Raw genomic sequence first — 12,103 nt, forward strand, 5'->3', positions numbered from 1 at the left:
GGCGATTCACAGCACCGTCACGGCGCCGGCAGACTGACCGCGGAACGCAGCCAGCGTGTCGGCCTGCTCCTCGATCGCGGCCTTGGTCCGCGCCGGCAGTTTCTCCCACGCGGTCACCTCCACTGACAGCTTCTTCCCCGAAGTGCGCGGTCGCCACAGGCCGACGATCTCGCCACCGACGGCGACGGCGCCGGGGCGGCCGAGCGTGGGCCACAGCGCTTTTCGATTGTCCTCATCGGGTACGAGTAGTTCGCGATCCTTCAGTTGCAGGTACGGGTCGAACGGCCCGAGTAGGCGAACCGAAGCGTCGGCGGGCGGCCCGAGGAGCGCATCGAGGCTTTCGGTCAGGATCCACCTCGGGGTGCCGTCGACCGACACTTCGGTGACGTCGGACGGCCAGTGCGCCTTGACGTCCTTCACCGGGGCGTCGATGTACGACGCGGTTGCCTTGGGATCGGTCGGACCGAAGAACCGCAGGTAGCCGCGGATCACGTCGAAGCGGGCGTCGGCCTCCGCGGCGGTGCGTGCGTAAGGCTTGCCCCGCCATCCGGGGATCCGTTCGAGCACCGGCGGTGAGGTCTCGGGCCGCAGTTCCAGACCGGCCTGCAGCGCCGCGAGCCGAAACGGCATCTCGTACATGTGCGTCGCGTTGCATGGACGGCAGAAGCGCAGGTAGGGCTCGTCCATTCGCGCCGTGAGTGCCGAAGACATCTCGCCCTTCACGGTGGGCTGCCGGACGATGTCGCGCATCTCGGCAGCCACCGCCCGAAGCGCGTCCAAGGTCGGTATCCCCGCGGCCTTCAGCGGACGGTTGGCGTCGAAGATGCGCTTGGCGGCGTCCGCGTCGGACAGTGGAGCGGTGGCGATCGCGACCGCCGACAGGTCCGCGCGCCGGTACCGGTGCGGTGCTCCGCGCAGCGTCCAGGCGAGTGCGAGGTCGTCCGAGGTGCCCGGCGGCGTGCCCCGCAGGTGGAGCGCCCACGCCGCGCCGTCGGGACCGGTGTTCTGGATCCCGAGATCGAGAAGATCGCAGTCGGTGGGGCCCTGCGCGGAACCGGGGGGACGATCGAGTTGCTGGACATGCCACCGGTACGAGAGCACCTGCGCGCGGGTCACTTCCACGGTCATAGCGGTGAGTGTAAGGGCGGTCACGGACAAACGCGCGCGGACACTAGACTGCGAGTATGGAAACCGAACCCGGCGAGAAGCCGTCCCTGCGCGCGTTACAGAAGCAGCGGAGCCGGGCACACCTGCTGGACACCGCAGCGCGGCTGATCGGCGAGCGGGGATTTCGCGAGACGACCATCGACGACATCGCCAAGGCGGCCGGCGCGAGCCGTGCCACGCTGTACTCGTACTTTCCGAGCAAGGACGCCATCGCCCACGAGATCGTCGTCGAGGTCTGGGACCGCGCCGAGGCGCTGTACCGCGATTTCGGTGGTTTGGACGACTGGTCGCGACCGACGATCCGCGCCTGGGTGGGGCGCGTCGTCGAGGCGTGGGAGGCGAGCGGAGACAGGCTCCGCGTCCAGTCGGCCGGGGTGGTTCGGTTCGACGACTTCTACCTCGACTACCACCGCCGCTTCGTCGCGGCGCTCACCGCGAACACTGTGTTGTGGGGGCGGTTCGACGCCGCCGACGTCGAGCGGCGCGCGCTATTGCTCATCAGTGGGCTCGAGCTGTTCCTCAACACGTGGATGGTGCGCGGGTGGCGTGTCGATCGCGACGGCGCGATCGACACGCTCACCGACGTCTGGTGCGCGGCACTGCGGTCGGAGTAGCGCTCAGCCGTACGTGAACTTGGCCCGCATGATGCCGCCGATCTCGGCGAGCGCCAGCCGCGCCCGGGCATGGAGATCGGCATGCATCAGGAAGCCGTGCGCCACACCGGGATACCGCAGAACGGCGGTCTGGACCCCTGCGTCCCGGAGGCGGTGTGCGTATTCCTCGGCGCCGTCGCGGCTGGGATCGTGCGACGCCGTGACCACGATCGCCGCCGGCAGGCCCGTCAGATCCGCTGCCAGGCTCGGCACACCGTACGGGTGGTCCCGGCTGGGATCGTCACCGAGATACAGGGTCTTCGTCCACGCGAAGTCGCCGGCGGTGATGATCGGGCCGTCCGCGAACTCGAGCACCGACGGTCTGGTGTCGTCGCGGTCGATGCCCGCGTAGATGTGCAGCTGGAACACCAACGGCGCCCCGCCCTCGTCGCGGGTCTGCAAGGTCACCCCGGCGGCGAGAGTCGCGCCGGCGCTGTCGCCGGCGACCGCGATCCGATCTCCGTCGATACCGAGGCCGGCGGCGTTGCCGGCCACCCACTGCGTCGCGAAGTACGCCTCGTCGGTGGCCACCGGGTAGGGGTGTTCCGGAGCGAGCCGGTAGTCGACGCTCACCACGACTGCGCCCGACGCCACGGCCAGGAGACGGGCGAGCCGATCGAAGCTGTCGATGCTGCCGATGACGAGACCGCCCCCGTGGAAGTACACGAGCGCGGGCAGGTCCGGTGCGTCGACCGGGTGGTAGATCCGCAGGCGGAGCGGTCCGTGCGGGCCGTCGACGACGCGGTCCTCGACCCGGTGCATGTCCGGGCCCGGTCGCTGCGGCAGCGACTCGAAGGCGGTGCGGGCAGCCTGCACGCCTGCCACGTGCATCGGTACCCAGTCCTCACGGGTGCCGAGGTAGGCGGCGACGTCGGGGTCGAGCTCGAGCATGGGCGTTGTCCTCTCGGATCCGGAAATTCAGGCCGTGACCTTGCCGTCGACGTCGGGGGCGACCTTGACTGCCTCCCAGTCGGCGCGGGTCCGGGGATCCATGCGGGAGACGAACGAATCGAGCTGGGACCACAGTGATTTCGACACAGTCATGGTCCCCGGCGTCATCACCTCGTCGATGAGCGCGGACCACGCTTCCGGGGTGTGTTCGTCGGTGAGGGCCCCCGGTGTCTCGGCCTGCACCACCCGAGAGACCAGCCCGCCGCCCACCGCGAATACCTCGCCGGTGAGTGTGGTGTCGGCGTGCAGGAGATACGCGGCGAACGCCGCGACCGCCTCGGGTGGGAAGTGCGCCTGCAGGAACTCCCCGAATCCGGGCTGCTCGATGCCGGCGGTGGAACGGGTCCAGGCCGCGGGGAGGATCGCGTTGGAGCGCACACCGATTCGCTTCCCGAGAATCGCCTGCGTTCGCGTCAAGGAGAGGATCGCGCCCTTCGCGGCCGCGTAACCGGGCATCGCGGGGGCGCCGTAGCTTCCGTTCGACGAGATGTTGAGGATCCGTCCGTCGCCCGAGGCGGACAGGTGCGGCCAGGCGGCCTCGGTGACGCGGTGCGCGCCGCGCAGGTGCACGTCCACCAAGGTATCGAAGTCACCGCCGGCTCCGGCGTTGTTGACGACGATGTCCAGGCGACCGAAGGTGTCCACCGCGGCCTGCACGATGCGATCCGCCTCGGTCACGACGTCACCGGTCACGCCCGTCGCCGTCCCGCCGTCGCTCTCGATCAGGCGCACGGCCTCGTCGGTTGCGGGGGCGTTGGAGCCGCCGGCCCAATCGCGCCCGAGGTCGTTGACCACCACCGCGCAACCCCGCGCGGCGAGCGTGCGCGCGTACGTGAGGCCCAGCCCGAAGGTGGACACGCCGGTGACGAGTGCAACCTGTCCGTCGAATCGAAGTTCATTCATGGCCGGCAACGCCTTTCGCTGGGCTCGGAGGGGTACGGATCGGACGGTAGCCGACGAAACGGCTCGAGGGTAGACGTTCGAGCAAAAAACCAGACTGAGAGTCTGGTAAATGGGATGAAGGTATGGACAGGCGGTTCGCCGTGGCCTACTGTCCCGAGGAACGTCACCGCGAGCCGGATCGCGCGGGCGCTGTGCGAGTTCCGCCCCGGACCACCCGTCCTGCAAGGAGATTTCGATGACATCCAGCACCGCCGCTCCCGCCGCTCCCGCCGCTACGGACGACGACTGCTCGCCCGCCGATGCCGGAGCCCTCGCGGACCGGCTGCGGTCGGCCGACCCGGCCGTGCTGCTGGCAGTGCTGGCACAGGTCACGGGGGACACCGGCGTACTCGATCGGTACGAAGGCGCGATCTCCCACGTACCGGATGCGCCCGAGATGGCCGGCGTCACAGACCACGCCACGGCCGCCGCGATCGTCGCGGAGCTGACTGTGGCGCTGGCCGTCGGCAAGGCACCCGGCCTCGCGCCGGACGACCCGGAACTCTTCGCCCGGCTCGTTCCGCTGGCGCTCGGGGTGGCGCCCGGCGACGAGTTCCTGCCCATGCTCCTCGAGCAGGGAGGATTCCACCCGGCGCAGCCGGTGCTGCCGCGCACCGTGCCGCTGCCTCGCACCCTGGACGTCGCAATCGTCGGAGGTGGGCTCGCCGGAATCGCGGCTGCGATGGCCGCGGAACGGGAAGGTGTTTCGTACGAAATTCTCGAACGCAACGACGAACTCGGCGGCACGTGGCTCGTCCAGACGTACCCCGGTGTCGGGGTCGACACTCCGTCGTCGTACTACTCGTTGTCCTCCGAGCTGAATTCGGACTGGACCAGCTACTACCCGAAGGGCGGCGAGTATCAGGCCTACCTGCAGGCGGTCGTCGACAAGCACGGGATACGCCGCCACACCCGCTTCGGGACCACGGTCGAGTCGCTCGTCTGGAACGAGACGGAGCACCGGTGGGCCGTCCATGCGCGCGCTGCGGACGGCACCGTATCGGTGACGCACGCGGCGACGGTGGTGACCGCGCTCGGTTATCTCAACCGGCCGCAGTTCCCACGGGTCGAGGGACGAGACTCCTTCGCGGGCGTCAGCGTCCACTCGGGGGAGTGGGATCCTGAACTCGACCTGACCGGCAAGCGGGTTGCGGTGATCGGGGCCGGCTGCACGTCTGCGCAGATCGTCGACTCCATCGTCGACGACGTCGCACATCTGACGCTGTTCCAGCGCCAACCCCACTGGGTAGCGCCGCGTAAGCGTGACAGCGACGCTGTCCCGGCACACCACCGGTGGCTGTCCCGGCACGTCCCGTTCTATGCGAACTGGCTGCGACTCAAAGCCTTCTGGGGGTCCGCGGACAGCGCCTACCCGGTGGTGATCGTCGACCCGGAATGGGCGCCGACGCACCTGTCGATCTCCCGCGCCAACGACATGTTGCTGCAGGACTGCCTCGCATACATCGACCGCACCTTCGGTGCCGGGTCGGACCTGGCCGCGAAGGTGACGCCCGACTTCGCGCCGTTCGGCAAGCGCATCATCCGCGACCCGGGCGGCTACTATGCGGCGCTCACGCGCGACCACGTCGACGTACTCGTGACCGAGCCCGCCCGGATCGTGCCCGAGGGCATCGTGACACCGGACGGCGCCCTCGTGGAGGTGGACGTCATCGTGTACGCGACGGGCTTTCATCTGGACTTCCTGTCCACCATGGACATTCGTGGTCGTGACGGGCGTGCGCTCGTCGACGAATGGTCGGGCAACCCGCGGGCGTACCGCGGGGGGACCGTCCCGGGCTTTCCGAATCTGTTCGTCACGTCGGCACCGAACACGAACCCTAGTCACGGCGCCGGAAACAACTTCGGTATCGAGGTCGCAGTGCACTACTTCACGGAATGCCTGCATCTGTTGGCCGAGCGTGGCGCCCGGTCGCTCGAACCCACCCGGGAGGCCTACGAGGCGTACGTCGACGAGATCGACCGGGCGATGGAGAACACCGTGTGGCGGCACACGCCCAGTGCCCACACCTACTACCGCAACGACAGCGGACGCGTGATCGTCGCGAGCCCGTGGCGGCTGGTGGATGTGTGGCAGCAGCATCGCACGCCGATCGAGGAGCACTTCGTGTTGCGGTAGCCCCAAGCCAGTCGATCTCGCGATGAAGAGGCGGGTATTCGGCTGGTCGTCCCGCTCGGTGGGTGGATCGGTTCTGACCCGGGTCGCCCGTTTCTACTGTGGGGGCGTGTCGAGCTACAGCGCCGTCGCTGAGCATGCCGTTCCGAGATACCAGGGAGCCCGCGTTGATCGATCGCATCCACCCCGAACTTCGTCCCCTGATCCCCGCGCTCCCTCGGGTGGACATCACCGAGCCGGTGGCGTTTCGAAGCCGCCAGCGGATCCGTGCGACCGAACTCGCTGCGGCGGTCGACCGACCGGAGGGCATGGCAGTGGTCGACCGTCTCGTCCCGGGGCCGGCCGGTGCGCCGGACGTGCCGGTCCGGCTCTACACCCCGGGCGGGGTCTCGTCCGAGGTGGGGGCGCTCGTGTGGTTCCATGGCGGTGGCTACGTCTTCGGCGAGATCGAGGCATCCGAGCGTGCCTGCGTCGAGATCGCGGACGTGGTGGGGTGTGTCGTCGTCAGCGTGGAATACCGGTTGGCGCCTGAGCATCCGTATCCGGCAGGGCTCGACGACTGCTCTGCAGCACTGACGTGGGTCGCCGAGCACGGCGACGAACTCGGGGTAGATCCGTCGCGGCTGGCGATCGGCGGTGTCAGCGCCGGCGCCGGACTGGCCGCGGCACTTGCACTGCGGGCGCGCGACGAGAACGGCCCCAGGCTCGTGTACCAGGTGCTGGACAATCCGATGCTCGACGACCGCGTGGAGACCGCGTCCATACGCGAGTTCACCGACACACCGCTGTGGACCTACAGGCAAGCGGTCCTGGGCTGGGAATTTTATCTCGGCGACTGGTCGGCGGACACCCCGTCGTACGCTGCCGCGGCTCGCGCGGCCGACGTCTCGGGACTGCCCCCGGCGTGGATCTCGGCCAACGAAGTCGATCCGCTTCGTGACGAGGCGATCGAATACGCGCTCCGCCTGATGCGGGCCGGGGTGCCCGTGGAATTGCACCACCGACCGGGAACGTTCCACGGTTCCAACGGATTTCCAGGAATCTCGGTCTCCGATCGGACGCGCGAGGACATGCACCTCGGTCTGAAGTCGGCCCTCGCGGTCCCCGACTGACGGGTCGGGCCTGTCACTCGGGCTCGCTTACCACTCGGGTAGTAGCCGAGATCGAGTGCGCGTCGGGGACCGGAACCAGGCGGTAGTGTAGGCGAACAGCCGTGGCGCCCCACAGCTTCAGGACATGGTCCGTCCGGGCGATGCCCTCGTCGTCGACGTAGAGCCGGAATTCCTCGTGCACCGGCACGCGGGCGGCATACGTCCGTCCGTCGTCGATCACCATGACGTACGCACCGTCGTCGCCGAACGGCCCGGGCGGTGACGACAGCGTCATCGCGCCGCCGGGCCCGTTCGACGGGCGGAGATACACCTGCACGTTGCCCTGCTCGAGCGGGAAGCTGACGTGGACGCTGGGCTGATCGTGACCGGGAAGCCGGCCGACCCGGTAGTAACCGCTGAACATGTAGTCACCGGTCTTGCGCAGAGTACGGAGCCACGCCGACCCGGCGTGCGTGCCGTCCGGTCCGACGATCCGCACGATCTCGCTGTCGACGCCGTGCGCGACGGCCAGTGCATCCACGGGTAGCGCGAGTTGCTGCAGGCGTTTGCCGTACAGCGACTCGATCACGGCCCCCGGTCCGGCGAATCCGCGAGACCACTTCGTCCACGCGTCCATTCGCCACGCCGAGGTGTGTTCGTAGAAGTCTCGGAGCGCCGAATGCACCGCTGCCGGATCGAAGCCGGGACCGGCCAGAGCGTCCAGCCTGGGCAGTAGCCCGGACCGCGGGTCGGGATCGCGGTCGATCCGACCGCCGATGCGTTCGGCCTCGGCGGGGAGCCAACGGTCGGCGACGGTGCCGCGCCCGGAGACCGGCGCGGCCAGCCACGCGTGCTCGCCTTCGGGATCGATGCGGCGGCCAACTGTCCTCCACCACAGTCGCGTCCCGCGGTCGAGCACCGGCCAGGTGTTGGTTCTCCCCATGTCGAGACGCTCTCACACCGCGGGGTCATACGTCATGTGGCGCTCCGACCTTGCACGAATCGCGTCGGGTGACCATTGACAGCAACTCACTCTGCACTGCAGAGTAAGTTCATGATCAGGCAGGGGGAGAGGAACTGCGAGATCCCGTCGATCCGCGCAGCGGAGGACGCGGCGCGGGCGGGGCTGCTTCGACGGCGGGCCGAGTCGACGAACCTCCTCGTGCTGGGCGCCACGGCATCGGCGCTGGGTTTGGGATGGATGTTCGGTCGAGGCGATACGACGACTCTTCCGCTCCTCGTGTTGATTCCCGCCGCCTTCGTCGCGACCGCGGTGGTGATGACGCGTCGGAGCAATCGAATCGGGATCAGAATCCGGGGCGTAGGGTACGTGCCCGTGGCCCTGCTCTCGGTCGTGGCATTCCCCTGGATCTTCTTAGCGGCGAACGTGATCGGGGCGCTGACGGTTCTCTCCGGGGGGTTCGCACTGTTCGGGTGGAAGGAGCGCTGCCAACGTGTCTGGGCTACGGCGGCGGCCGGTGCGGTGCTCGGAGTCGTCACCACGGCGGAACCCGTAGGTGCGTTCGTCCCTCGTGTGGCGCACGGCGGATCCGTCTCCGTGGGCGTCGCGACCGCCGTGTTCGGCGTGATCGCCATCGCGATCGGCGTGCTCGGCCACATCGCCGAGTCCGACGAGTTGGCTGACGTTGGATAGTGCCCAACGGCGGGTTCTGGCGCTCGACGACACGGTTCATCAGAAGACCCGCTTGGCGATCCTGTCGATGCTCCGGGAAGCCGAAGAGGTCAGCTTCGTGTTCCTGCGTGACGGTCTCGGCCTGACCGACGGCAACCTCGGCCGGCATCTCGACGTCCTGCTCGGGGCCGGTTGCGTCGAGGTGCGCCGCGAGTACACCGGTCGTCGCGTCCGTTCCTGGATCCGGATCACCGCTCACGGTGTCGGCAAACTGCGTGAGGAGGTCGAGGTGTTGCGGCTGCTGCTCGACGTCCTCGACAGCCGCTGACCGCGAGGCGAGGCGGCACACCCGGCCGGGATACGACTGCGCCCCGGTGCCATCGAATGTGTCGATGACGACCGGGGCGCGGAAGGGTGAATCAGCCGAGGTCCGGGTGGCCGACCCAGTCGACGATCGTCCAGCCCTTCTGCGGGCTGCCTTCGAGGGTGACGTGGCCGCCGTTACGCATCGGATCGGTGCCGAGCTTGCTCATGTCGGCGTTGTCGGCGTTCATCATGGACCAGAACATGATCGTGCCGCCGTGCGAGAAGATCACCGGATTGGTGCAGCCGCGGCGCTGCACATCGAGCAGTGCCTCATCGAATCGGTCGTCGAACTCGTTGCCGTCGATGGAGCCTGGAATCCGTGCGTTCAGGTCGCCGGAGAGCCACTTGATCGGCGCCTGCAGGTAACCGGACAGCGCCTCGGCCTCCGGGGTGCCCTCGTAGTCGCCTGCCTCGATCTCCCGGAAACCGGGCTGAATGTCGAGGCTCAGGTCGTGCTCGGCGACGGTCGGTGCCGCAGTCTGCGCGGTACGCACCATGTTGGACGCGAAGCCGCAGTCGAAATTCTGGTCGGCCAGCTGGACGGCCAGATTGTCGGCCTGCGTCCGGCCACGTGGGGTCAGATCGGGTCCGGGCACCTTGGTGTCGACCAGTCCGGAGAGGTTGCCGGCGGACTCGGCGTGGCGCACCAGGGTGATGACCATATCGCCGTCGCTGCTGCCGAAACTGCTGCCGAAGCTGCCTCCGAGACTTCCGAAGGAGATGTCGGCGGACGCGACGCCGGTGGCAGCGGTTGTGGCCGCGACCGCGGTCGCCATCACCGCAACGGACAGCCGGAGAGGTCGGATTCGCATGGTGAGAAAGCCTTTCATCGGGTGGGACCCCACTTCAGGTGTGCCGAAGAACCGAATTGCGGAGTGTCGAAGATCACAGAAGCAGCTCGTGGTCGGGACCGACTACGGGGTCTCCCATCCAATGGGAGCTCGCGCACGCGGGACCGCGCGCGTGAATCTGCGGGCGCATCAGGTGAACCAGCAGACGGTGCGGCCGATGCGATTGGCGGCTGCGGACGCCCCGGACGGTCCGGTCGATCACCACCATGTCGTACCGACTGATGGTCGGTGACGCTCCGGTTCAGCGCGATCCGGCCCTGACGCGAGGCCGCGCGGCCCGAGTCTTCGTCGGCGCGGTTTCGACGCGTCGCCGAAGCCTGTCGTCGAGCAGGTGCGCCAGCCCGACGACAAGCCCGACGGCGGCACCCCACAGTGCCGAGACGACCAGGCCGAGAATGACTGCGAGGACGTACGTTCCGAGGCCCTGATGGGTCTCGAAGCTGAGATACACGATGCGCACGAGGTTGCCGACCGCGACACCGAGCATGGTGGCGAGCAGGCCGGCGAGGAACGGGCGGCGCCGGCTCGCGGACAACCGGAACCAGGCTGTCGCGATCATCACGAGGACGGCGACGACGTCGACGAACCAGAACGTCCACGTGGTGTCGCCCAACGGGAACAGACGCAGCGGCGGGATCCCGAACGGCAACCCGATCGCGCTGGGGATCAGCAACTCCGGGGTGAACGTGAGGACCCGGCCGGTGATCGACCACGTGCCGAACAGGATCGACGCGAGGACGAGCGTCGCGGTCGCGGGCCACGGACCCGCCGCGACCCGCTGGATCAGCGGCCTTGCCGAAAACGCCCCGGACTGGACAGACATGGCGCAACATTAGCCCAGTAAGTAGGACGATCGTCCAGGTTTTGCGTGCGAAAGTGAGTGGTGGAGCGGTGGGACGTGTGAGGGTGCTGTCCTTGGCGGCCGTCGGGGCACTGGTCCTCGCCGGGGGCATCGGTGCCGCGCTCCGGGCAGACCCGGCACAGTCGACCGCATACCTCACCGACGACGCCGGCCGTGCGCTGATCCTCAACGGCTTCAACACCGCATCGAGCGCCAAGAGCACGCCGGACGGCATGCCGACGTTCACCGAGGCGGACCTCGACCGCGAGCACACCGACATGGGCACCAACTTCGTGCGGTTCCTCATCTCGTGGCGGTCGGTGGAACCCGAACCCGGTGTGTACAGCCAGGAGTATCTGGACCGCGTCGCCGAACGCGTCGACTGGTACGCCGAACGCGGCTACAGCGTCATGCTCGACATGCACCAGGACCTGTACTCGAGCGCCATCACCCCGAGCGGACAGAACGGCAACGGAGCGCCGGCGTGGGCGACGTACCTGGACGGGCTGCCCGTGGGCGACAACGACATGTGGGAGATGTACTACCTCGAGCCCGGCGTGATCCGGGCGTTCGACAACTTCTGGAACACCACCGGCAAGCATCCGGAACTCACCGACCACTACGCGAACGCGTGGCGCGCGGTCGCCGAGCGGTTCGCCGGCAACCCCGCGGTGGTCGCGTACGACCTGATGAACGAACCCTATGGAGGCACCCTGCAGGGTTCGGTTTTCGAGGCCGGGCCGCTGACGGCGCTGTACCAGAAGACGTCCGACGCGATCCGCGAAGTCGACCAGGACACCTGGGTGTGCGTCGCCCCGCAGGCGATGGGCACCAACTGGGGCACGCCCAGCGGACTGCGCCCCATCGACGACGCCCGCGACGGCGAGCAGCGCGTCGCGTACTGCCCGCACATCTACCCGCTGCCGATGGATCTCGGCGGCGGATATACCGGCAGTTCCCGGACCCAGGTCGACGCGACGATCGACGCGTGGCGCGGCAACGTCCTGCGCACCGCGGCAGAACTCGGGAACGTGCCGATCATTTTGGGAGAGTTCGGACTCGACACCACACTGCCCGGTGCCCTGGACTACGTGAACCGGATCTACGACACCGCCCGCGAGATGGGTGCCGGTGTCTCCTACTGGTCGCGGGACCCCGGGCCCTGGGGTCCGTACGAGGAGGACGGCACCGAGCGGAATCTGGTTGCGACGCTGGACGAGCCGTACCCGCGGGCGATCGCCGGGCAACCCGTCCGATGGGCGGCCGACGCGGACCGCCTCGAATTCTCCTATGTGCCGAACCTGTCGATCACTGCACCCACCGAGGTGTACCTGCCGGTGCGGACCTTCCCGGACGGTCCCGACGTCGACGGTGCGCACGTTGCAAACTGGAATCCCGAGACCCGAATCCTGACCTTGCGCGCGCCGGCCACCCGGCAGGAGGTCACGGTCACCGTCACACCGCGCGGCTGACC

At 68.4% G+C, this 12,103-nt stretch carries 12 protein-coding genes; 6 read left to right on the forward strand and 6 right to left on the reverse strand.

Features of this window, described 5'->3' with window-relative positions; all coding sequences use genetic code 11:
• Positions 1 to 6 precede the first annotated feature (6 nt).
• Positions 7 to 1,128, reverse strand: coding sequence for a winged helix DNA-binding domain-containing protein (locus C7H75_RS07710; protein ID WP_084847853.1), 1,122 nt, complete (start codon positions 1,126 to 1,128; stop codon positions 7 to 9).
• Between the two features lie 56 nt (positions 1,129 to 1,184).
• Between C7H75_RS07710 and C7H75_RS07715 the strand changes: the two genes are divergently transcribed.
• Positions 1,185 to 1,781, forward strand: a complete 597-nt coding sequence (locus tag C7H75_RS07715) for a TetR/AcrR family transcriptional regulator (RefSeq protein ID WP_013415334.1) — start codon at positions 1,185 to 1,187, stop codon at positions 1,779 to 1,781.
• Between the two features lie 3 nt (positions 1,782 to 1,784).
• Here C7H75_RS07715 and C7H75_RS07720 read toward each other — a convergent pair whose 3' ends face one another.
• Both C7H75_RS07720 and C7H75_RS07725 read right to left on the reverse strand, forming a co-directional pair.
• On the reverse strand, positions 1,785 to 2,711 hold the full coding sequence (locus tag C7H75_RS07720; RefSeq protein ID WP_084847852.1) for an alpha/beta hydrolase: 927 nt from the start codon (positions 2,709 to 2,711) through the stop codon (positions 1,785 to 1,787).
• Positions 2,712 to 2,738: 27 nt separating this feature from the next.
• The gene (locus C7H75_RS07725; protein WP_013415336.1) at positions 2,739 to 3,674 is read right to left on the reverse strand and encodes an SDR family NAD(P)-dependent oxidoreductase; all 936 of its coding nucleotides are present in this window, start codon (positions 3,672 to 3,674) and stop codon (positions 2,739 to 2,741) included.
• Between the two features lie 235 nt (positions 3,675 to 3,909).
• On the opposite strand from C7H75_RS07725, the gene C7H75_RS07730 reads away from it, so the two are divergent.
• A complete protein-coding gene (locus tag C7H75_RS07730) occupies positions 3,910 to 5,850 on the forward strand; it encodes a flavin-containing monooxygenase (protein WP_084847851.1) in 1,941 nt (646 codons plus the stop codon).
• A gap of 164 nt (positions 5,851 to 6,014) precedes the next feature.
• The gene (locus C7H75_RS07735; protein WP_231849572.1) at positions 6,015 to 6,959 is read left to right on the forward strand and encodes an alpha/beta hydrolase; all 945 of its coding nucleotides are present in this window, start codon (positions 6,015 to 6,017) and stop codon (positions 6,957 to 6,959) included.
• Between the two features lie 13 nt (positions 6,960 to 6,972).
• Here the strand turns inward: C7H75_RS07735 and C7H75_RS07740 are convergent, their stop codons facing one another.
• A complete protein-coding gene (locus C7H75_RS07740) occupies positions 6,973 to 7,881 on the reverse strand; it encodes a hypothetical protein (RefSeq protein WP_064058683.1) in 909 nt (302 codons plus the stop codon).
• Between the two features lie 111 nt (positions 7,882 to 7,992).
• Here C7H75_RS07740 and C7H75_RS07745 point away from each other — a divergent pair, with 111 nt between their 5' ends.
• Together C7H75_RS07745 and C7H75_RS07750 are read left to right on the forward strand one after the other, a co-directional pair.
• Complete coding sequence (locus C7H75_RS07745) at positions 7,993 to 8,592, forward strand: hypothetical protein (protein WP_081187495.1); 600 nt, start codon at positions 7,993 to 7,995, stop codon at positions 8,590 to 8,592.
• Positions 8,585 to 8,899: a transcriptional regulator gene (locus tag C7H75_RS07750; RefSeq protein ID WP_005514560.1), complete on the forward strand. Its 315-nt coding sequence runs from the start codon at positions 8,585 to 8,587 to the stop codon at positions 8,897 to 8,899. Before C7H75_RS07745 ends, C7H75_RS07750 begins: the two co-directional genes overlap by 8 nt.
• A 91-nt stretch (positions 8,900 to 8,990) precedes the next feature.
• Here the strand turns inward: C7H75_RS07750 and C7H75_RS07755 are convergent, their stop codons facing one another.
• Together C7H75_RS07755 and C7H75_RS07760 are read right to left on the reverse strand one after the other, a co-directional pair.
• Positions 8,991 to 9,767, reverse strand: coding sequence for a histidine phosphatase family protein (locus tag C7H75_RS07755; RefSeq protein WP_005514559.1), 777 nt, complete (start codon positions 9,765 to 9,767; stop codon positions 8,991 to 8,993).
• 262 nt (positions 9,768 to 10,029) lie between these two features.
• Entirely contained in the window at positions 10,030 to 10,611 is a 582-nt protein-coding gene (locus C7H75_RS07760; RefSeq protein WP_084847850.1) for a hypothetical protein, read from the reverse strand.
• A gap of 68 nt (positions 10,612 to 10,679) precedes the next feature.
• Between C7H75_RS07760 and C7H75_RS07765 the strand changes: the two genes are divergently transcribed.
• A complete protein-coding gene (locus C7H75_RS07765; RefSeq protein ID WP_084847849.1) occupies positions 10,680 to 12,101 on the forward strand; it encodes a cellulase family glycosylhydrolase in 1,422 nt (473 codons plus the stop codon).
• Positions 12,102 to 12,103: the final 2 nt, after the last annotated feature.

Source organism: Rhodococcus (subgen. Prescottella) equi (genome assembly GCF_003013675.1).
Lineage (GTDB): Bacteria > Actinomycetota > Actinomycetes > Mycobacteriales > Mycobacteriaceae > Prescottella > Prescottella equi.

What these genes read in the sequence shown, in the direction of transcription:
- C7H75_RS07760 (WP_084847850.1), bottom strand. Translation starts at nt 10,611, where the DNA reads ATGTCTGTCCAGTCCGGGGCGTTTTCGGCAAGGCCGCTGATCCAGCGG.
- C7H75_RS07720 (WP_084847852.1), bottom strand. Translation starts at nt 2,711, where the DNA reads ATGCTCGAGCTCGACCCCGACGTCGCCGCCTACCTCGGCACCCGTGAG.
- C7H75_RS07745 (WP_081187495.1), top strand. Translation starts at nt 7,993, where the DNA reads ATGATCAGGCAGGGGGAGAGGAACTGCGAGATCCCGTCGATCCGCGCA.
- C7H75_RS07725 (WP_013415336.1), bottom strand. Translation starts at nt 3,674, where the DNA reads ATGAATGAACTTCGATTCGACGGACAGGTTGCACTCGTCACCGGCGTG.
- C7H75_RS07710 (WP_084847853.1), bottom strand. Translation starts at nt 1,128, where the DNA reads ATGACCGTGGAAGTGACCCGCGCGCAGGTGCTCTCGTACCGGTGGCAT.
- C7H75_RS07715 (WP_013415334.1), top strand. Translation starts at nt 1,185, where the DNA reads ATGGAAACCGAACCCGGCGAGAAGCCGTCCCTGCGCGCGTTACAGAAG.
- C7H75_RS07755 (WP_005514559.1), bottom strand. Translation starts at nt 9,767, where the DNA reads ATGAAAGGCTTTCTCACCATGCGAATCCGACCTCTCCGGCTGTCCGTT.
- C7H75_RS07740 (WP_064058683.1), bottom strand. Translation starts at nt 7,881, where the DNA reads ATGGGGAGAACCAACACCTGGCCGGTGCTCGACCGCGGGACGCGACTG.
- C7H75_RS07730 (WP_084847851.1), top strand. Translation starts at nt 3,910, where the DNA reads ATGACATCCAGCACCGCCGCTCCCGCCGCTCCCGCCGCTACGGACGAC.